Source organism: Burkholderia sp. PvR073, assembly GCF_054055695.1.
Genome location: NZ_JBSRXO010000001.1, coordinates 555366 through 574328, shown reverse-complemented (window position 1 = coordinate 574328; position 18963 = coordinate 555366). Strand labels below are relative to the sequence as shown.

The 18963-nt window shown below is 66.9% G+C and carries 17 protein-coding genes; 6 read left to right on the top strand and 11 right to left on the bottom strand.

The window, feature by feature from the left end:
• The first annotated feature begins 8 nt into the window (after positions 1-8).
• The gene (locus tag ACVK00_RS02480) at positions 9-1061 is read left to right on the top strand and encodes an RNA-guided endonuclease InsQ/TnpB family protein (RefSeq protein WP_284891233.1); all 1053 of its coding nucleotides are present in this window, start codon (positions 9-11) and stop codon (positions 1059-1061) included.
• Between the two features lie 33 nt (positions 1062-1094).
• On the opposite strand, the gene ACVK00_RS02475 is transcribed toward ACVK00_RS02480, so the two are convergent.
• From ACVK00_RS02475 to ACVK00_RS02460, 4 genes are all read right to left on the bottom strand, one after another.
• On the bottom strand, positions 1095-2669 hold the full coding sequence (locus ACVK00_RS02475; protein WP_284891234.1) for a DHA2 family efflux MFS transporter permease subunit: 1575 nt from the start codon (positions 2667-2669) through the stop codon (positions 1095-1097).
• Positions 2670-2682: 13 nt separating this feature from the next.
• Positions 2683-3774, bottom strand: a complete 1092-nt coding sequence (locus ACVK00_RS02470; protein ID WP_284891235.1) for an HlyD family secretion protein — start codon at positions 3772-3774, stop codon at positions 2683-2685.
• Between the two features lie 64 nt (positions 3775-3838).
• Entirely contained in the window at positions 3839-4270 is a 432-nt protein-coding gene (locus ACVK00_RS02465; RefSeq protein WP_166722165.1) for a MarR family winged helix-turn-helix transcriptional regulator, read from the bottom strand.
• Positions 4271-4377: 107 nt separating this feature from the next.
• Positions 4378-5298: a LysR family transcriptional regulator gene (locus tag ACVK00_RS02460; RefSeq protein WP_284891236.1), complete on the bottom strand. Its 921-nt coding sequence runs from the start codon at positions 5296-5298 to the stop codon at positions 4378-4380.
• Positions 5299-5406: 108 nt separating this feature from the next.
• Here ACVK00_RS02460 and ACVK00_RS02455 point away from each other — a divergent pair, with 108 nt between their 5' ends.
• The 3 genes from ACVK00_RS02455 to ACVK00_RS02445 all read left to right on the top strand — a co-directional run bounded on the left by ACVK00_RS02455 (position 5407) and on the right by ACVK00_RS02445 (position 7592).
• Entirely contained in the window at positions 5407-5835 is a 429-nt protein-coding gene (locus ACVK00_RS02455; protein ID WP_284891237.1) for a MarR family winged helix-turn-helix transcriptional regulator, read from the top strand.
• Between the two features lie 67 nt (positions 5836-5902).
• On the top strand, positions 5903-7150 hold the full coding sequence (locus tag ACVK00_RS02450; RefSeq protein ID WP_284891238.1) for an aconitase X: 1248 nt from the start codon (positions 5903-5905) through the stop codon (positions 7148-7150).
• On the top strand, positions 7143-7592 hold the full coding sequence (locus ACVK00_RS02445; RefSeq protein ID WP_284891239.1) for an aconitase X swivel domain-containing protein: 450 nt from the start codon (positions 7143-7145) through the stop codon (positions 7590-7592). The genes ACVK00_RS02450 and ACVK00_RS02445 overlap by 8 nt, the downstream gene beginning before the upstream one ends.
• 9 nt (positions 7593-7601) lie before the next feature.
• Here ACVK00_RS02445 and ACVK00_RS02440 read toward each other — a convergent pair whose 3' ends face one another.
• Positions 7602-8684, bottom strand: coding sequence for an AraC family transcriptional regulator (locus ACVK00_RS02440; protein ID WP_284891241.1), 1083 nt, complete (start codon positions 8682-8684; stop codon positions 7602-7604).
• A 75-nt stretch (positions 8685-8759) separates the two neighbouring features.
• Here ACVK00_RS02440 and ACVK00_RS02435 point away from each other — a divergent pair, with 75 nt between their 5' ends.
• On the top strand, positions 8760-10793 hold the full coding sequence (locus ACVK00_RS02435; RefSeq protein WP_284891242.1) for an NADPH-dependent 2,4-dienoyl-CoA reductase: 2034 nt from the start codon (positions 8760-8762) through the stop codon (positions 10791-10793).
• 243 nt (positions 10794-11036) lie between these two features.
• On the opposite strand, the gene ACVK00_RS02430 is transcribed toward ACVK00_RS02435, so the two are convergent.
• Together ACVK00_RS02430 and ACVK00_RS02425 are read right to left on the bottom strand one after the other, a co-directional pair.
• The gene (locus tag ACVK00_RS02430) at positions 11037-11441 is read right to left on the bottom strand and encodes a DUF2471 family protein (protein WP_006750278.1); all 405 of its coding nucleotides are present in this window, start codon (positions 11439-11441) and stop codon (positions 11037-11039) included.
• Positions 11442-11614: 173 nt separating this feature from the next.
• Positions 11615-12508: a LysR family transcriptional regulator gene (locus ACVK00_RS02425; RefSeq protein ID WP_228909309.1), complete on the bottom strand. Its 894-nt coding sequence runs from the start codon at positions 12506-12508 to the stop codon at positions 11615-11617.
• Between the two features lie 86 nt (positions 12509-12594).
• Here ACVK00_RS02425 and ACVK00_RS02420 point away from each other — a divergent pair, with 86 nt between their 5' ends.
• Entirely contained in the window at positions 12595-13380 is a 786-nt protein-coding gene (locus tag ACVK00_RS02420) for an NAD(P)H-dependent oxidoreductase (protein WP_284900044.1), read from the top strand.
• A gap of 10 nt (positions 13381-13390) precedes the next feature.
• Here ACVK00_RS02420 and tssE read toward each other — a convergent pair whose 3' ends face one another.
• The 4 genes from tssE to ACVK00_RS02400 form a co-directional block, all read right to left on the bottom strand.
• Positions 13391-13813, bottom strand: coding sequence for a type VI secretion system baseplate subunit TssE (gene tssE, locus ACVK00_RS02415; RefSeq protein ID WP_284900045.1), 423 nt, complete (start codon positions 13811-13813; stop codon positions 13391-13393).
• Positions 13810-16518, bottom strand: coding sequence for a type VI secretion system ATPase TssH (tssH, locus tag ACVK00_RS02410; protein ID WP_284900047.1), 2709 nt, complete (start codon positions 16516-16518; stop codon positions 13810-13812). The genes tssE and tssH overlap by 4 nt, the downstream gene beginning before the upstream one ends.
• A gap of 94 nt (positions 16519-16612) precedes the next feature.
• A complete protein-coding gene (locus ACVK00_RS02405; protein WP_006750272.1) occupies positions 16613-17098 on the bottom strand; it encodes an Hcp family type VI secretion system effector in 486 nt (161 codons plus the stop codon).
• A 94-nt stretch (positions 17099-17192) separates the two neighbouring features.
• The gene (locus tag ACVK00_RS02400; protein WP_284900063.1) at positions 17193-18956 is read right to left on the bottom strand and encodes an OmpA family protein; all 1764 of its coding nucleotides are present in this window, start codon (positions 18954-18956) and stop codon (positions 17193-17195) included.
• Positions 18957-18963: the final 7 nt, after the last annotated feature.

Genomic DNA, 18963 nt, shown 5'->3' with positions numbered 1-18963 from the left:
TCACCGGCATGATTCTTGTCTACCGCTACCGCGTGAAGTCGCTCAACGGACTGCTTAACAAGCAGAGCCGTGCGGTGAACTACGTCTGGAACTTCTGCAACGACACGCAGAAGCACGCGCTCAAGTGGAGCAAGAAGTGGCCGACGGGATTCGATCTGAACGTGCTGACGACGGGGAGCAGCAAGGCGCTCGGCATTCACTCCGGCACGGTCAATGCAACGTGCGAGCAATACGCGAAGTCGCGCAGTCAGCGCCGTCGACCCTACCTGCGCTATCGCGGCAGGAAATCGCTGGGCTGGGTGCCGCTGAAGGGCCGTGACCTGAAGCGCGAGGGTGACGCGTTCCGTTTCGCCGGCAACACGTTTCGCGTGTTCAACAGCCGACCGCTTCCCGAAGGCAAGATCAAGGACGGGACCAACTTTGCGCAGGATGCACGCGGCAACTGGTTTCTCAACATCGTGATCGAGATGCCCGATGTGCAGGCCCGCCCGGTCCGTTCCGGTGTTGGCATCGATCTCGGCCTGAAAGACTTTGCCACACTTTCGACGGGCGAGAAGCTGCCCAATGACCGATTCGGCCGACGCGCGGCGGAGAAACTGGCGAAAGCGCAACGGGCGCGAAAGCACAAGCGACATATCGCGAAGCTGCACGCCAAGGTGGCGAATGCCCGTGCCGATTTCCAGCACAAGCTCGCGCTCGATCTGGTGCGGCGTTTCGATTACATCGCGGTTGGCAACGTGTCGGCCGTCAAACTTGCCAGAACCAGGATGGCGAAAAGCGTCTACGACGCGTCCTGGTCGTCCTTCCGAAACAAGCTCCGCTACAAAGCGATCGCGCACGGAGCCACGTTTGAGGAAGTCGACGAAAGCGGTTCCACCCAGCCCTGTTCGGCGTGCGGGTCGAGAGACAGCACGACGCGGCCGAAAGGTATCGCGGGGCTGCGAGTAAGAGAGTGGGCCTGCAGTGAATGTGGTGTCGAGCATGATCGAGATACCAACGCTGCGCTGAACATTCTCCGATGCGGACGTGCATCGCCAGGTGTGGGAATCACCTGCCTTTAGGCGGGTGAGGACGTCAAGACGATGACCTCGGCTTCAGTGCGCGTCCGGCGGCGGCGCGTTCAGGTTAATGGGACGGGAAAACGCGACGGCGATCAGCGCGACGATGAAGCACAGCGACAGCGCGTAGTACGCATCCGCGTAGGTGAGCGTCAACGCTTCGCGATAGATCAGGTGGTGCAGGTTCGCGAGGCCGGCCTGGGCGGTATCCAGCGTGTTGCCGGCCACCGAGGTCCAGTACGCTGCCTGGCGATCGAGCAGCGACGCGACCTGCGGCTCGCCGGCGCTCACGTGCTCGTTCAGGCGCAGGTAGTGAAAGTTCAGCCGGTCGTTGAGGATCGTCGCGCTCACCGCGATGCCGATCGCGCCGCCCAGGTTGCGCATCAGGTTGAACAGGCCGCTCGCCGATTTCAGCCGCGACTGCGGCAGCGAACCCAGCGCCATCGTCACGATCGGCGGCACGCTGAACTGCTGGCCGATGCCGCGCAGCGCCTGCGGCAGCAGCAGTTCCCGCCAGCCCCAGTCGTGCGTGATCGGCGTGTACAGGTAGCAGCCGAGGCCGAAGCAGACGAGCCCGAACACGAGCAGCGCGCGCATGCTGAAGTAGCGCGCGGCGAACGCATACGCGCAGAGCGCGAGCAGCTGGAACGCGCCGACCGACAGCAGCGCGATGCCGATCTGCAGCGAACTGAATGCACGCACCTGCGACAGAAACAGCGGCGTGAGGAACACCGTCACGAAGATGCCGATGCCCGTCACGAACGACAGCAGGCTGCCGATCCCGAAGTTGCGCACGACGAGCGCGCGCAGGTCGACGACCGGATCGTCCGCGGTCAGCGCGTGCACGATGAACAGGAAGCCGCAGATGCCGGAGATCCACGCGCAGATGACGATCGCGTCGTCGCTGAACCAGTTCTTGCGCGGGCCTTCCTCCAGCACGTATTCGAGGCAGCCGAGGAAGCCCGACATCAGCGCGATGCCGAGATAGTCGCCGCGCTTGAGGAGGCTCGGGTCGGGTTCGTCGATATGCACGTAGCGCGGCACCAGCACGGCCACGGCGATGCCCGGCACGAGGTTCAGGTAGAACAGCCAGTGCCACGACCATTGATCGGTGATCCAGCCGCCGATCACCGGCCCGATCGCCGGCGCGAGCGACGCGAGCGCGCCGATCGTCGTCGACGCGATCAGCCGCTGCCTGCCCGGGAACAGCACGAACGCGGTCGTGAACACGGTCGGGATCATCGCGGCGCCGAGCGCGCCCTGCAGCCCGCGGAACAGGATCATCGAGTTGATGTCCCACGCGAGCCCGCACAGCATGCTCGTGATCGTGAAGCCGACCGCCGACGCGGTGAACAGCCAGCGCGTCGACATCACCTTCGACAGCCAGCCCGACATCGGGATCACGATGATCTCGGCGATCAGGTAGGCCGTCTGCACCCACGACAGCTCGTCCTGGCTGGCGGACAGGCCGCCGCCGATGTCGCGCAGCGACGACGCGACGATCTGGATGTCGAGCGTCGCCATGAAGAAGCCGACGCACATCAGCGCGAACGCGAAGACGCGCTGCTTCGTCGGTTGCGACGCAGGGTCGCCGGAAAACGCGGTGGTCATGGTCGGCTCCCGTTCAGTTCGCGTGGTCGGTGTGCACCGTCACGCCTGCGGACAGGCCGGGGCGCAGCACGTGCTCGATGCCCGGTTGCGGATCGAGATGCACGCGCACCGGCACGCGCTGGACGATCTTCGTGAAGTTGCCGGTCGCGTTCTCGGGCGGCAGCACGCTGAAGGTCGCGCCGGTCGCGGGCGCGAGGCTGTCGACGCGGCCGTGCAGGCGCGTGCTCGACGCATCGAGCGTGACGTCGACGCGATCGCCCGCGCGCATCTTGCGCAACTGGTCTTCCTTGAAGTTCGCGTCGATCCACAGCCCCGACGCGGGCACGACCGTCAGCAGCGGCACGCCGACATTCGCGAGCATCCCGACGCGGCTCGTACGGTTGCCGACGTAGCCGTCGACCGGTGCGCGGATCGTCGTGTACTCGACGTTCAGCGCCGCGACGCGTTGCGCGGCGAGCGCCGTGTTCACGCGGGCCCGCGCATCGGCGAGCTGCGCGCCGAGCACGTCGAGCTGCCGCTTGGACGCGAGCAGCGCGGCGTCGCTGCGGGCGACGGCCGCATCCGCCTTCGAATAGTCGGCATCCGCGCGCTCGACGATCTGGTTCGACACCGCATCGGATTTGACGAGTTCGCGGTAGCGCACGCGGTCGGACGACGCACGCGTGAGCTCGGCCGACGACGCATTGCGGTCCGCTGCGTGCTGGCCGATCACCGCGTATTGCAGCTGCTGCTTCGCTTCGAGTTCCGTCACGGCGGAGCGCGCGCTGTCGACTTCCGCGTCGGCCTGCGCGAGCTTCGCATCGTAGTCGCGCGCATCGAGCTGCACGAGCACGTCGCCGGCCTTCACGCGCTGGTTGTCGGTCACGAGGATCTTGTCGACGAAGCCGTTCACCTTCGGCGCGAGCACGGTGACGTCGCCGCCGACATACGCATCGTCGGTGCTTTCCTGGAAGCGCAGCACGAACAGCCAGTCGAGCGCGGCCGCGGCCACGACGACGACCACGGCGCCCACCGCGATGCGCATCCACGGCACGCGGCGCTGCTGCTTCGCGGGCGGGTCGATTGTGGCTGCTTCACGGGAAGCAGCGGCTTGGGTCGTTTCCATCGATTCACCTATGTATATGCACTTATTAAAACGATCGACGATGTCGCATCGATCGGGAAAGGGGCTAGCGCTCCGGCAGGTTGTGCGTGATCCGAAACAATTCGTCTCTGAGGCGGGCCGCCTGGGTCGACCCGAACCGCTGCTCGAATGCTTGCTGCGCGGCGAGCCAGTGCACATGCGCGTCGGCGATCCGGGCCTCGCCGTGCTCGGTCAGCGCGAACGTCTGGCGGCGGCAACGCGGCTCCATCCGGCCCGTCACGAGCGCCGCGCCGATCAGCGGCTTGAGCGCGCGCAGGAGCGCCGTGCGCTCGATCACCAGCACCGCCGACAGCGTCGCCATCGTCAGGCCCGGGCGCTCCCGCAGCAGCGCGAGAATGCTGTACTGCGACGGCGTGACGCCCGCCCGCGACAGATAGCGCTCGTAGAACTGCGAGATTCGCCGCGCGGCCTGCCGGATCGCGAAGCAATCGTCATCGGTGAGGGTGGTCGTGTGCATGTGCACATATTAGGTGGCGAGGCGGCCTGAAGCGAGGGTCGGGGCGGGATCAGATTGGTGTCGTGGCTGTACCAATCGGCGGCCGGACGGCGCGTTTTCGCGCCGGATCAGGCGGCGGCAGGAACAATCCGGCCTTGGTGGTCGCAGTACGCGGCCGTGTAGTCGATGAACGCCTTGACCTTCGCGGGCAGCAGCGCGCGGTTCGCGTAAGCGAGCTTGATCTCCACGAACGCGTCGACCAGATCGGCGCCTTCGAGCAGCTGCACGAGCGCGCCCGACGCGAGTTCGGCCTCGACGAGCGTTCTCGGCACGACGCCGATGCCGAAGTCGTGCATCACCATTTCACGGTTGAACACGGGGCTGTTCGACGAGATGTCGAAGCTCAACGGCACGGTCAGTGTGTCGCCGTCGACGCGGAACGACAGCGCGGGCCGGCGCAGCGACGGCGACAGCGGCACGAACGCATGCTCGGCGAGCGCGGCCGGCGTCTCCGGACGCGGATGCGCGCGCAGATACGCGGGCGTCGCGACGATCACCACCGGAATGCGTTCGACCAGGCGCACCACGGTCGTCTCGCTCGTCAGCATGTACGGCACGACGATGCCGATGTCGTAGCCTTCGCCGACGAGGTCGACCGGGCGCTCGGTCAGCGTGACGTCGAGGCGCACCTTCGGATGCGCGGCCTTGAAGCCGGCGATCAGCGGCACGAGCCGGTTCAGCGCGGCCGTCGTGTGCGCGACGAGGCGCAGCAGCCCCTCGGGCTCGCGCGTGTGCGACTGCGCCTGCGCTTCCAGCGAGTCGAGTTCGTCGAGCACGGCCGCGCAACGTTCGTAGATGCGCTCGGCGGTTTCGGTCAGTGAGACCTGGCGCGTGGTCCGGTGCAGCAGGCGGCTGCCGAAGCGCGCCTCGAGATCCGCGACCGCCCGCGACACGACCGGCCGCGCGAGGCCGTGCATGTCGGCGGCGCGCGTGAAGCTGCGCATTTCCACCACCGACCGGAAGATCCGCAGCTTGTCGATGTAGTCCATGTTCGTCTCCTCGCGGCGATGGCGGCGCGCGGTGAAAGCGGCCGGCCCGGCCATGTTACGGCGGAGTGTACATTGACTTTATGCATATGCACATATAAATTGCCAAGCATGAACGATATCGAGATCGCCCAAGCCTGCAATTGCCTCGCGCTGCGCCAGGCGGCGCGCTTCGTCACGCAACTCTACGAGCGGCATCTGGCCCCGGTCGGGGTCACGCCCGCGCAGTTCTCGATCATGGCGAACCTGTCGCGCCGGCCCGGCCTGGTGATGAGCGAGCTTGCCGATACGCTGGTGATGGACCGCACCACGCTGTTGCGCGCGCTCAAGCCGCTGCAGCGCGACGGATTCGTCGCCGCGGCCGCGTCCGAGCATGACGCACGCGCGCACTCGCTCAGCCTGACGAAGCTCGGCGAGCGCACCTACGCGCAGGCGAAAGCCGCGTGGCAGGCCGCGCAGGACGAGTTCGAGACGCAGTTCGGCCGCGACCGGGCGAAGGCGCTGCGCGACGAGCTGTTCAGCGTGACGGCGCAGCGATAACCGCAACGCGCGGTAGTATGACAAAAGCGATCCGGACCCGCCGGACGAGACACCAGGAGCACCCCCCATGCTGCAGTTGAGCGAGCGCGACGACGCGATGTTGCGCGGCGCATTCGGCGACGGCGTCGCACGCGCGATGCGGATCGTCATGCGCACGGCCGAGGTCATGTCGGCGCCGCACCTGATCGACATCACGTCCGCGCATATCGACGGCTGCCTTTACCACGGCCAGACGAGCCTCGACTTCGTCGAGTATTTCGTCGACACCGGCGCGCAAGTCGCGGTGCCGACCACGCTGAACGTCGGGTCGCTCGACCTGATCCATCCCGAGCTGTATCACGGCGACCGCACGATCGAGCGCGACGCCCGCAGGCTGATGGATGCGCATCTGCAGCTCGGCTGCGAATCGAGCTTCACGTGCGCGCCGTATCAGCTGAAGCATCGTCCGCGCCTGGGCGAGCAGATCGCGTGGGCCGAATCCAATGCGATCGTGTTCGCGAATTCGGTGCTCGGTGCGCGTACCAGCCGCTATGGCGACTTTCTCGATCTGGCCGCGGCGATTACGGGGCGTGCGCCGTATGCGGGCCTGCACGTCGAATCGAATCGCGCGGCGCGGATCGTATTCAACGCGCCGGACTTCCGCAACCGGCCGTCGCGCGACATCTATTTCGCGGCGCTCGGGTTGCTGATCGGCAGGATCGCGGGCGCGATCGTGCCTGCGATCGTCGGGCTGCCCGCTGACACCACCGAAGACGAACTCAAGGCGCTTGGCGCGGCCGCCGCATCGAGCGGGGCCGTCGCGCTGTTCCATGCGGTGGGCGTCACCCCGGAGGCGCCGACGCTCGACGCCGCGTTGCACGGGCAAGCGGCGCAGCGAACGGTCGATGTCGCGATGGCCGATCTCGACGAGATCCGCCGCACGCTGAATCATGGCGCGGCCGGCGATGCGCTCGTCGCGGTCGCGCTCGGCACGCCGCATTTTTCGCTGGCCGAATTCCGCACACTCGACGCGTTGCTCGATCAGTTCGACGGCAAGCCGAAGTGCGATTTCTACGTGAACACGAGCCGCTTCATCCTGTGGGAGCTGGGCGAGCTCGGGCTCGCCGGCAAATTCGACGCGCGCGGCGTCCAGATCGTCGTCGATACCTGCACGTACATCACGCCGGTGATGAAACAGCTGTCGGGCCTGGTGATGACCAACTCGGGGAAGTGGGCGTCGTATGCGCCCGCGAACATCGGCGTCACGGTCGCGTACGGCAGCATGCGCGAGTGCGTGCGCTCCGCGTTCGAAGGAAAGGTGCGATTCGATGACTGAAGCAACGATGAGGCAACTGACGGGCGACACGCTCGTGCCGGGCAGCGCATGCGCGAACACGATCGTGCTCGACAAGCCGCTCAGCTTCTGGGGCGGCTACGATTCGGGCGCGGGGCGGATCGTCGATCGCGGGCATCCGCAGGCCGGCGCGAGCCTGGCCGGCCGGATCATGGTGATGCCGCACGCGAAGGGTTCGAGTTCGAGCAGCAGCGTGCTCGCGGAAGCGGTGCGCAACGGCACGGGGCCGGTCGGGATCGTGCTGAAGGAGCGCGACCTGATCATCTCGATCGGCGCGATCGTGGCGGCGGAGCTCTATGCGATCGCGGTGCCGGTGGTTTGCGTGACGGACGACGTGTATGACGCGATTGTCGCGGCGACCGGCGAGGTGCGGATCGAGGCACTCGAAGGCGATGGCGGCGCGCGGATTGACGTCGGCAGCTGACCTTCCCGCTTATTCGCGTGCCGGATCGCCGGCCGCTTCCCGATAGGCACTTGGCGTCTGCCCGGCCCACCGTCGGAATGCGCGCGTGAAATTCGCCGGGTCGGTGAATTGCAGCCGCTCGGCGATCGTCTTCAGGTCGAGGTCCGAGGCAGCGAGCAACTGCCTCGCATCGCGAAACCGCGCTTCGTCGAGCAGTTGCCGGTAGCTCGACCCGGCTTCCTCGAGCCGGCGCCGCAATGTGCGGGTCGACACGAGCAGCGCGTCGGCGAGCGCCTCCGGGCTCGAATAGTCGCCGGCCGTGCGCGCCAGTTCCGCGCGCACGCGCTCGACCAGATCGCCTTCCTCCTGGCGTACCTGCGCATACTCGCGCTCGACCTGCACGAGCGCCTGCCGATGTGCGACTTCGTCGGCGAGCGGCAGCGGCCAGTCGAGCACGTCGCGCGCGATCCACAGCGCATTCGCCGCACAGCCGAATTCGACCGGCGGCAACTGGTCGCGATAACGCGCGAAATAGCCGGGCTCCGGCCACGCGAAGCGCAACGCGATCGGCGGCGACGCGCGCCCGGACCACTGCGAGATATTTTGCGCGAGCCCGGTCAGCACGAACTCGAACATCACGTGATGCTGCAGCACGGGGCTCGCCTGCACGCCGTGCAGTTCGAGTGTCGCGCCGTGTTCGTCCTCCGCGTAGGTCAGACGATATTGGCGATTGCGCATCCGGAAGTAGCGCTGCGTGACGACCAGCGCGTCGCGGATGTCCCGCGCGGTCAGCGTCGCATAGCCGAGGAAGCCGTGCACGGTCGGCTTCAGCAGCAGCCCGAACGCGAGCCCGATGCCCGGATCGCCGCCGATCTCGATCGCGTTGAGCACGAGCCGGCCCCATTGCGACGGCGCGACGCGTGCGTCCGGTTCGGCCAACACCGCGTCGCGCAGCCCGGTGCCTGCGCGCACCGCGGCCAGATCGACGCCGCGCGCGGCCAGCGCCTGCAGCAGCAGGCGCGTATAGGCGACCGGAATCGTCGGCCGGCGGAGCCCGAGGTGATCCTTGCGTGACGGGGAGGTCATGTCGATTTGGCCGGAAATGACAAGCATTATGGCTGTTTGCCCCCTCACGTTCAAGGCGGCGCGCGCCTACGATGACACCCATCGCTTACCGGCAGACTCATCATGACGACCCCCTTTCCCCACCTGCTCGCACCGCTCGACCTCGGCTTCACCACGCTGAAGAATCGCGTGCTGATGGGCTCGATGCACACGGGCCTCGAGGACAGCCGCAAGACGCTGCCGCGGCTCGCCGACTATTTCGCCGAACGTGCGCGCGGCGGCGTTGGCCTGATCGTGACCGGCGGCTTCGCGCCGAACGTGGCCGGCTGGACCAAGCCGTTCGGCGGCACGCTGATGACGTCCGCCGGCGCGCGGCGCCATCGCGTGATCACCGACGCCGTGCATGCGGACGACGGCAAGATCGCGCTGCAGATCCTGCATACCGGCCGCTACGGCTACCACCCGTTCGCGGTCGCGCCGTCGAAGATCAAGTCGCCGATCTCGCCGTTCGCGCCGCATGAGCTCAGCGCGCGCGGCGTCGAGCGGCAGATCCGTGCGTTCGTCCGCTGCGCGCAGCTTGCGCGCGAGGCCGGCTACGACGGCGTCGAGATCATGGGCTCCGAGGGCTATCTGATCAACCAGTTCATCTCGATGCATACGAACAAGCGCAGCGACCAGTGGGGCGGTTCGTATGAAAACCGCATCCGCCTGCCGATCGAGATCATCGAGCGCACGCGCGCAGCGGTCGGGCGCGACTTCATCCTGATCTACCGGCTGTCGATGCTCGACCTGATTCCGGACGGCAGCGACTGGCGCGAGACCGTGCAGCTTGCGAAGGCCGTCGAGCGCGCGGGTGCGACCATCATCAACACGGGGATCGGCTGGCACGAGGCGCGCGTGCCGACCATCGCGACGTCGGTGCCGCGCGGCGCGTTCGCGTGGGTGACCCAGAAGATGAAGGGCGAGGTCGGCATCCCGCTCGTGACGACCAACCGGATCAACCGGCCCGAAGTGGCCGAGCAGATTCTCGCGGACGGCTGCGCGGACATGGTGTCGATGGCGCGTCCGCTGCTCGCGGATGCCGAGTTCGTCGTCAAGGCCGCGCAGGGCCGCGCCGACGAGATCAACACCTGCATCGGCTGCAACCAGGCGTGTCTCGACCACGCATTCAAGAACAAGATCGCGTCATGCCTGCTGAACCCGCGTGCCTGCCACGAGACGGAACTGGTCTACACGCGAGTGCAGCAGCCGAAGCGCATCGCGGTCGTCGGGGCGGGGCCGGCCGGGCTCGCGTGCTCGACCGTGCTCGCGCAGCGCGGCCACCACGTCGACCTGTTCGACGCGGCCGCGGAGATCGGCGGCCAGTTCAACATGGCGAAGCGGATCCCGGGCAAGGAAGAGTTCGATGAAGCGCTGCGTTACTTCGGCCGCCAGGTCGAGCTGACCGGGGTGAACCTGCACCTGAACCGCCGCGTCGACGCGAGCGACCTGATCGCGGGCGGCTATGACGAGATCGTGCTCGCCACCGGCGTGGCGCCGCGCGACCCGAAGATTCCCGGGCAGGACGGGCCGAACGTGCTCAGCTATATCGACGTGCTCGCCGGCAGGCAGCCGGTCGGCCGGCGTGTCGCCGTGATCGGCGCGGGCGGCATCGGCTTCGATGTCGCCGAGTATCTGGTGCAGGACGGCGAATCGCCGACGCTCGATCTGGACGAGTGGAAAGCGGAGTGGGGCGTGACCGATCCGGCCGCGACGCGCGGCGGCGTGACGCGCGCGCAGGTCGGGGCGCCCGCGCGCGAAGTGACGCTGCTGCAACGCAAGGCCGCGCCGCTCGGCAAGGGGCTCGGCAAGACGACCGGCTGGATTCACCGCGCGACGCTGAAGATGAAGCAGGTGAAGATGATCGGCGGCGTGAACTACGAATTGATCGATGCGCGCGGGTTGCACGTGTCGTACGGCGAACAGCGCACCGATCACGAACTGATCGAAGCCGACACGATCGTGCTGTGCGCGGGGCAGGAACCGCAGCGCGCGCTGCTGGTGCCGCTGCAGGCAGCCGGACGGTCGGTGCATCTGATCGGCGGCGCGGAGCTGGCGGCCGAACTCGATGCGAAGCGTGCGATCGATCAGGGTTCGCGTCTCGCCGCGCGGCTGTAACGGGCAATCGTTCCGGGTTTCGGGACGGCGCGCGTCGCGCGGCGGTGCCTTGCCTGCGCGACGGCGCGCGGTTTTCCGCCCGATGATTCGTCAGGCCGGGGCACGCCGACGGCGCGGAATCGATGTGCCGCGCGCCATGCGACGCGACGATTCCGGCACGCTGCCATCTGCCATCTGCCATCTGCCATCTGCCATCTGCCATCTGCCATCTGCCACCGGCCACCGGCCACCGGCCTGCGTGCGTCAGGCCGCTTCGGCCCGTTCCTCCTCTTCCGCTTCCAGCATCGCCTTGACGATCAGGTAGACGGCCGGCAGGTCGTCGTCGTCGCGACGCCAGTCGACCGGCTCCTCGACGTCCGCCGCGACCAGCCGGCTGTCGCGCAGGCGGATGAACGCGTCGACGACGGTCGGATCGTTGCGGCTCAGGAAACCGGCGTTCGAGAACGCGAGTTCCTCGACGTTCAGCAGCGCCTGCCAGCTCATCGTGCGGACGGCGGCCGGATGCGTGCGGCGTCGCAGGCCGAGCGCGCGCTGCGCAGGGCCGCCGACGACACGCTGCAGATCGACGACCGCGCGCTGCGCGGCACGCTCGAAGTGGCCGGGGTTGAAGCCGGGTTGCTCGGGATCGAATGCGGATGACTGGAACATGGTCGCCTCACAAAAGTCCGTCCGTCATGGGTGACGGAATTCGGGTCAAATGGTGCAAAAGCACTGTAAATATATACAGTGTTCGGGGCGGTTTCAAGTCCTGAATGAATACGCGTGTGCCGCGGCCCGTTTCGGACGATGGAAAGTGCGGTTGCGCTCGTGCCGCGAGCGATTCATAGCGACGCGGCGATCGTCTCGCGCAACCATCGATGCGCGGGATCGCGATGCACGCGTTCGTGCCACAGCATCGACATCTCGTAGCCGGGGACTTCGACCGGCGCTTCCACGACGCGTAACGCGGGCGTGTTGCGGACCAGCCGCTCCGGCAGCATGGCGACGAGATCGGTGCTGGCGACGGCCGACATCACGAACAGGAAATGCGGAACCGACAGCACGACACGCCGCGCCGCGCCCGCTTTCGCGAGGGCTTCGTCCGTCACGCCGAAAAAGCCGCCGCCGTCGGGCGACACGATCACGTGTTCCAGCGCGCCGAACTGCGCGAGCGTCGGGCGCCGCTTCAGCTTTGGATGACCGGCGCGGCCGACGAGCACGTATCGCTCGACGAACAGCGGCAGGCGCCGCATGCCTTCCGGCGACGCTTCGGTCATATGGAAGGCCAGGTCGATGCCGTTTCGCTCCGCGTCCTGCTCGATGCGCGGCGGCACGAGTTCGACGACGGCGAGCCGTGCAGCGGGGGCGGCCGAACGCAGCGTGTTCAGCGCGGGCAGGACGATCGTCGATTCGCCATAGTCGGTCGCGGCCACGCGCCACGTGTTCGTCGCGGTCGCCGGATCGAACGGCGTCGCCGTCAGCACCGCCCGCTCGAGTGCGTCGAGCGCGTCCCGCAGCGGCTCGCGCAGCGTTTCGGCGCGGGCGGTCGGCCGCATCCCGCGTGGCCCCGGCAGCAGCAGCGGATCGCCGAACAGGTCGCGCAGTTTCTGCAACTGCACGCTGACCGACGGCTGCGACATGTTCAGTTTTTCGGCCGCCCGCGTGACGTTGTGCTCGGCGAGCAGCACGTCGAGCGTGACCAGCAGGTTCAGGTCCAGTCGTCTGAGATTGTTCATGGCTATACCTGGAATATCGGGAATTCATTTCCAATATACCGTTGGCGCCGGCATCCTGCAGTCATTCAATCAACGGAGCAGTGAACATGAATGTGCTGATCGTCTATGCCCATCCCGAACCGCGCTCGCTCAACGGCGCGTTGCGGGACTTCGCGGTCGAGCATCTCGAAGCGGCGGGTCATGCCGTGCAGGTGACCGATCTATATGCGATGAACTGGAAGTCGGCATTCGACGCCGATGACGTGACCGACCGTGCGCCCGACGCGCGTTTCGATCCCGCGCTCGATTCGAAGCGTGCGTTCGAGACGGGCACGCAGCGCGACGACATCGCGCGCGAACAGGACAAGCTGAAGTGGGCCGACGCGGTGATCCTGCAGTTTCCGCTGTGGTGGTTCTCGATGCCGGCGATCATGAAGGGCTGGGTCGAGCGTGTGTATGCGTACGGCTTCGCGTACGGCGTCGGCGAGCATTCCGACCAGCATTGGGGCGACCGTTACGGCGAGGGCTCGCTGGCGGGCAAGCGTGCGATGGTGATCGTCACGACGGGCGGCTGGGAGTCGCACTACAGCGCACGCGGCATCAACGGGCCGATCGACGACGTGTTGTTTCCGATCCAGCACGGAATTTTGTATTACCCGGGGTTCGACGTGCTGCCGCCGTTCGTGATCTATCGGACGGGACGGATGAACGACGTGCGCTTCGACGAAACGCGCGCGGCGCTCGGCAAGCGTCTCGACGAACTGTGGACCGCACGGCCGATTCCGTTCCGGCGGCAGAATGCAGGGGACTACGAAATTCCGGCGCTGACGCTGAAGGCCGGGATCGCGCCGGAGAAGGTGGGGTTTGCCGCGCACCTCGCGCACGAGCAGTGAGGGTGTGCGATCACGGCCGGTCGATGCGCCGTTCGATGCGCAGGCGGCCCGGCGGTTCGAAGTAGGTGCCGAAGCGTACGAGTCCCGTGTTCTTCAGGTGGCAGGTCATTTCGAAGCTAACCAGGATGCCGGGATCGCGGTTGTCGACGATCGCGACGTCGATCGAACGGATGCGCGGCTCGTACTTCAGCAGCGTGGCTTCCATCTGCTGCTTGAGCAAATGCGCCGACGCGGGCAATGCCTTGTAGATGTTCGTGAGGTCGGGCAACCCGTAGTCGGGCAGGTGCTTGAGCGCGCCGGCCCGCGTATTGAGAATGCGGCGCACGTTCTGCTGCACGCTCAGGCATTCGAGCGTCCGGTCGTCGTAGGCGCCGATCGGCTCGCCGTCGATCTGGCCGAGTAGCATGTCGTAGAGGGAGGGGCCGGCGGTCATCGGTGGTTCGGTTGCTCGATGCGAGCATCGATCGTGGCCGGGGCATCGACGAAATCGATCGTCAACGCGCCTTCCAGGCCTGTCGACAGCAGGATGTGTCGAGGCGTGACACCCGTTGCCATCCGGGCAAGCAGCTCACGGGATACGACGGGCAGCACGCGCTGGTTCAGGAACGCATCGACGCCTCGTGCGCCGGATTCCCGCGACACGCAGTGCTGCGCGATCGATTCGATCAGATCGTCGTCGCACGTTAGCGTGACGGCGTGTTGCCGATGCAGGCGTTCGGCAATCTTGTCCAGTTTGATCCGCACGATCGATGCAAGCGCCGCGGCATCGAGCGGCCGATAGACGAGCGTCTCGAAGCGTGCGAGCAGCGCCGGCTGAAAATGCGCGACCAGCTGCGGATGAATGGCTTCGCGCAGGGCGACCTGCGTGATCGACGCGTTTTCGGCCGTCGCGTCGTCGATCTGCGCACTGCCGAGATTGGACGTCATCACGATCACGCAGTTGCGGAAATTAATTTCGCGCCCTTCGCCATCGCGCATCGTGCCGCGGTCGAACACCTGATAGAAAATATCGAGCACGTCGCGATGCGCCTTCTCCACTTCGTCCAGCAGCACGACGCTGTACGGACGCTGGCGCACGGCTTCGGTCAGCACGCCGCCGCGGCCGTAACCGACATAGCCGGGCGGCGAACCCTTGAGCTGCGATACCGTGTGCGCTTCCTGGTACTCCGACAGATTGATCGTCGTCAGCGCCGCAGTGCCGCCGAACAGCACGTCGGCGAGCGCGAGCGCCGTCTCGGTCTTGCCGACACCGGACGGCCCGGCGAGCAGGAATACGCCGAGCGGCGCGTGCTCGCTTTTCAGGCCGGCTTTGGCGGTGCGCAGGCTCTCCGCCAATGCGCCCATCGCATCGTTCTGCCCGATCACGCGTGTCGCGAGCGTCGACTCGAGCGCGAGCAGGCTCCGCAGTTCGTCCTCGACGAGATTGCCGACCGGTACGCCGGTCCATTCGGCGACCACGCGCGCGATCGATTGCGCATCGACGTCGGGGGAGATTATCGGCGACTTTCCTTGAGCGTTCGCCAGTGCATCGATCGCATTGATCACGTCAGCCGGATCAGGCGCGGGGTCGGCCGCACCACGAAGCGTGCGCACTGCATCGACGAGTTCGCGCTCCCGTGCGTACTGACCGAGCAGCGTGTCGGCGGTGTCGCGCATCGCGTCGTGCTCCGTATCGATCGCGGCACGGCGTTCCGCGATGTCGGTGATGCCGGCGCGGGCGTCCGCATCGAGCGCCGCGCGTTCCAGCTCGAGCGCCGCCAGCGCCGCATGCGCCTGTTGCAGTTCCGCCGGCGGTACGTCGAGTGCCATCCGCACGCGCGCGGCTGCCGTATCGATCAGATCCACGGCCTTGTCCGGCAACTGTCGCGCCGGAATGTAGCGGCGCGACAGGCGGACGGCCGCGACGATCGCCTCGTCGCGGATGTGAACCTCGTGATGGGCTGCATAGCGGCCGGCGAGCCCGCGCAGCATCAGGCAGGCTGCTTCATCGTCCGGCTCGTCGACCTTGACGACCTGGAAGCGCCGTTCGAGTGCCGCATCGCGTTCGAAGTATTGCTTGTATTCGGCCCACGTGGTGGCCGCGATCGTGCGCAACTCGCCGCGTGCGAGCGCCGGCTTGAGCAGGTTGGCGGCATCGGCGCCGCCTGCCGCGTTACCGGCACCGATCAACGTGTGCGCCTCGTCGATGAACAACAGGATCGGTGTCGTCGAAGCTCGCACCTCGTCGATCACGTTCTTCAGCCGTTGCTCGAATTCGCCCTTTACACCGGCGCCGGCCTGCAGCAAGCCGAGATCGAGCGTCAGGATGCGGGTGCCGCGGATCGTTTCCGGAACGCCGCCGTCGATCACGCGCAACGCGAGCCCCTCGACAAGCGCGGTCTTGCCGACGCCCGGTTCGCCGACCAGGATCGGATTGTTCTTGCGGCGGCGCGCGAGCACGTCGATCATCTGCCGGATTTCGCGGTCGCGTCCGAAGACGGGGTCGATCTCGCCGCGACGCGCCTTTTCGGTCAGGTCGAGTGTGTAGCGCGCGAGTGCGTCGTGCTCGATCGCGCGCGTGGGGGCAGGGTGTGCCGCGGCGGCCGACGTCGGTGTTCCAGTTGCGCGCAGATCGCCGGCCGAGTCGGCTTCGGGTACCGATATGGGTTCGTCAACTGCGTTTTCGCACGAGCGCCGCCCGAGCCGGGGCAGCACGCGACGAATCTGCGCGCTGGAGACGGACAGCAGCGGCCACGCACGCTGGGTGCGCAGGACATGAGGGGCGTCGACGATCGCTTGCAGCAGGTGCCCGGAACGAATCAAGTCGTCGGGATCGTCGGCCATCGCATGCGCCCACGCATCCTCCAGCACCGTGGCGAGTTGTCGCGACAGTGCCGGCATGCCGCGCAACGTGCGTGGCATGCGCTCGATCACGTCGATCATCGCATCCCAGACGGCGTCGATGTCGAGGTCGTAGTGGCGCAGCAGCGCGGGAATGTCGCCGTCGTCGGCTTCGATCAGCTTCAGCACCCAGTGCTCGACCGCGATTTCGTCCGCGAGCCGGGTCTGGCAAAGATTCGCCGCGGCTTCGAGTGCGCGCGTGCAGTGGGGATTGAGGCGGCGAATGAGATGGGAAGCGTCCCGGAGCGGCGGCGTCATGTCGGTATCGGATCAGGAAAGGAAGGGGGCGGGCGCCCGGAGGAGCGGAATCCCGCCGCGCAAGCGCGACGGATTCCGCCAGCCGGTCAATCCATCAGGAACGTTCGTTCCAGGTGTCCTTGTGGATGATGTTGCCGTCCTTGTACGACCACGTGATCGTCTCGTAACGCAGTTCCACGTCTTCGAGATGGTTGTGCTTCTCGTAGTCGGGGTTCTTGATGTCGAGCATCTTTGGCTTCACCGCGACGATCTTCACGTTGTCGAGCTTGGTGTTGAAGTATTCCTTTTCCTTGCCCGCGTCGTCGATCCGATACCACTTGATCTCGACCGACTTCAGCGTCTGGCCGCTCGTCACGGCCTTGTACAGATACGGCGTCGACGCGTCGGTCTCCTTCGTCAGCGTGATCGGCTTGTGCACGCGCGTGCCGGTCAGCTTGCCCGTATTGCCGTCGGTCGGAATGTGCACGCCATGATCGAACGCAACCAGTTCGACGCTACCCTCGCGATCCTGCACGGTTACCGAACCCTTGATGTCCGCGCCACCGTCGTCCTTGAGCCACATGTAGGCCGGAATTGCCATTTGTTCACTCCTTCTTCTTCGTACTGCGAATCGCCGGAACCGGATTCCGGCGCTGATAACCCCGGGGCGACTGCCCCGGGAACCCAAACGCGTGTTACTTCGCGGCGCCGGTCGGGACGACAGGCACCGGTGTATCGGGCACGAGCGTGATCTCGACCCGACGATTCTTCGCCCGCCCTTCCGGCGTGGCGTTGTCGGCAACCGGCCGCGTATCGCCGTAGCCCTGGATCGCGAACCGTGTCGGCGGGATGCCGGACGCTTCGACGAGCCAGTCGCGCACGGCCGACGCGCGATCGATCGACAGTTTCAGATTGCGATCGGGCCGACCCTGATCGTCCGCGTAGCCCGCAACGAGCACGCGTTTGCCCGGATGGGCCTTGATCAGTTCGAGCGCATCGACCATCGCGCGCGTGGTGCCCGTTCGGAGCCTTGCCTTGCCGCTGTCGAACAGCGACATGCTGTCCAGTGTGACGACGGCGGGCGGCGGCGGGGGCGGTTCGTACGACGCGATTGCGTCGTTGAGGATGGGCAGCAGCGGTGCGCCGCGATAGGTGCCGAACGACAGCCGGAGCGGCACGCCGACCCGTGCGTATCGGTCGAGCTGATCGCGGTCCGACGCAAGGATGCGGAGGGCGTCGCGTTTGGCCGCGTCGTGCGTGGCGGGGATACGGTTGTAGTGTTGGAGGTGCTCGCCGATGCGGGTCATCAACGCATCGTTGTTCTTTGCGGCTCCGCAGATGGCGGCGATTGCGGCGCAGGCGACGATCGCGATGACGTGCGCGGCGGCGGTGATGCGCGGCGACCGCCACGATCGGCGCGGCATCGCATCGATCAGCGGTTGCGGCAATGGCCATGGCGTCGACGACGCAGGCAGTGCGGCCGGGGCGATACCTGTCAGGCTGCGGACTTCACGTTCCCACGGTTGGCCGGGGCCGCTCGCCGGGCCGTGGTCGATCCAGCCGGCGCCGAACAACGGCCAGGGCGATGCGGGCTGGCGTCGATCCGTCAGCGTGTCGAACACGACGCGTCGAGTCCATCCGATCATCGATGCGACGCCGGCGGCGCGTGCCGCGACCGCCGGGCTCCCGTCGGCATGGAGGGCATCCGACTCGGCTGCGTCGATCGCGGTATCGAAGCGATGCATGTCGACGATGGCCGATCCGGTCGACATGCCATACCACCGGACCGCCGATTCGACGGCCGGCGGCGTCGCCGCGGCGTTTGCGTTCGAGAGCCGCTGATAGATGGCGACATAGCCCGGCAGCGCCGCGCCGAGCATGCGGGACGCATCAGCAACGGCCTGCCGGATCACGCGCAGCGACTGCGATAGCGTGTCGTCGTTCGCATGAAGGCCCGGCGCGACCGCCAGCACGACACAATCCGGCGCGTGACCGTCCCGCCACTGGCGGACCGCGACGGCAAGCCGGGGAAGATCCTGAGGGCGGTCGGCTCGCAACCAGATCGCGCCGTCGCCGACATGCACGAAACGCGACATGGCCGTATCGCGATCGAACAACGCGGACAGACCGTCGCCGGTGACGAGAGCGAGCGGCATTCTCGTGCGCAGCGCGACCGGCAGGTCGGCAGTCGCCGCGCCCAGTTGTGCAATCACATGAACGTTTCGTTCCCGGGCGCGCGTCAATCCGCGCGAATGCAGCCAGACGATCAGCGCGGAAAGCGTGACGACGATCGCCATCCATCCCCACATGACGCCGCGCTCGACGGGTACAACCCATCCGACGACGGCCAGTGCCAGTGCCGCGGACAGCGTCACGACCGTGCGGAGCGGATAGCCCAGGCCCGACAACGCCGCGCGTGCCGCATTGGAATCGGCGCGGGTTGCCGCCGTTGGGAGCATGGTGCCC

Bases quoted from the DNA above. Each gene is read 5' to 3' on its own strand.
- ACVK00_RS02470 (WP_284891235.1), bottom strand. From the start codon at position 3,774: ATGGAAACGACCCAAGCCGCTGCTTCCCGTGAAGCAGCCACAATCGAC.
- ACVK00_RS02455 (WP_284891237.1), top strand. From the start codon at position 5,407: ATGAACGATATCGAGATCGCCCAAGCCTGCAATTGCCTCGCGCTGCGC.
- tssE (WP_284900045.1), bottom strand. From the start codon at position 13,813: ATGACCGCCGGCCCCTCCCTCTACGACATGCTACTCGGCCAGATCGAC.
- ACVK00_RS02405 (WP_006750272.1), bottom strand. From the start codon at position 17,098: ATGGCAATTCCGGCCTACATGTGGCTCAAGGACGACGGTGGCGCGGAC.
- ACVK00_RS02440 (WP_284891241.1), bottom strand. From the start codon at position 8,684: ATGCTTGTCATTTCCGGCCAAATCGACATGACCTCCCCGTCACGCAAG.
- ACVK00_RS02400 (WP_284900063.1), bottom strand. From the start codon at position 18,956: ATGCTCCCAACGGCGGCAACCCGCGCCGATTCCAATGCGGCACGCGCG.
- ACVK00_RS02465 (WP_166722165.1), bottom strand. From the start codon at position 4,270: ATGCACACGACCACCCTCACCGATGACGATTGCTTCGCGATCCGGCAG.
- ACVK00_RS02435 (WP_284891242.1), top strand. From the start codon at position 8,760: ATGACGACCCCCTTTCCCCACCTGCTCGCACCGCTCGACCTCGGCTTC.
- ACVK00_RS02475 (WP_284891234.1), bottom strand. From the start codon at position 2,669: ATGACCACCGCGTTTTCCGGCGACCCTGCGTCGCAACCGACGAAGCAG.
- ACVK00_RS02460 (WP_284891236.1), bottom strand. From the start codon at position 5,298: ATGGACTACATCGACAAGCTGCGGATCTTCCGGTCGGTGGTGGAAATG.
- ACVK00_RS02430 (WP_006750278.1), bottom strand. From the start codon at position 11,441: ATGTTCCAGTCATCCGCATTCGATCCCGAGCAACCCGGCTTCAACCCC.
- ACVK00_RS02480 (WP_284891233.1), top strand. From the start codon at position 9: ATGATTCTTGTCTACCGCTACCGCGTGAAGTCGCTCAACGGACTGCTT.
- ACVK00_RS02445 (WP_284891239.1), top strand. From the start codon at position 7,143: ATGACTGAAGCAACGATGAGGCAACTGACGGGCGACACGCTCGTGCCG.
- ACVK00_RS02425 (WP_228909309.1), bottom strand. From the start codon at position 12,508: ATGAACAATCTCAGACGACTGGACCTGAACCTGCTGGTCACGCTCGAC.
- ACVK00_RS02450 (WP_284891238.1), top strand. From the start codon at position 5,903: ATGCTGCAGTTGAGCGAGCGCGACGACGCGATGTTGCGCGGCGCATTC.
- tssH (WP_284900047.1), bottom strand. From the start codon at position 16,518: ATGACGCCGCCGCTCCGGGACGCTTCCCATCTCATTCGCCGCCTCAAT.
- ACVK00_RS02420 (WP_284900044.1), top strand. From the start codon at position 12,595: ATGAATGTGCTGATCGTCTATGCCCATCCCGAACCGCGCTCGCTCAAC.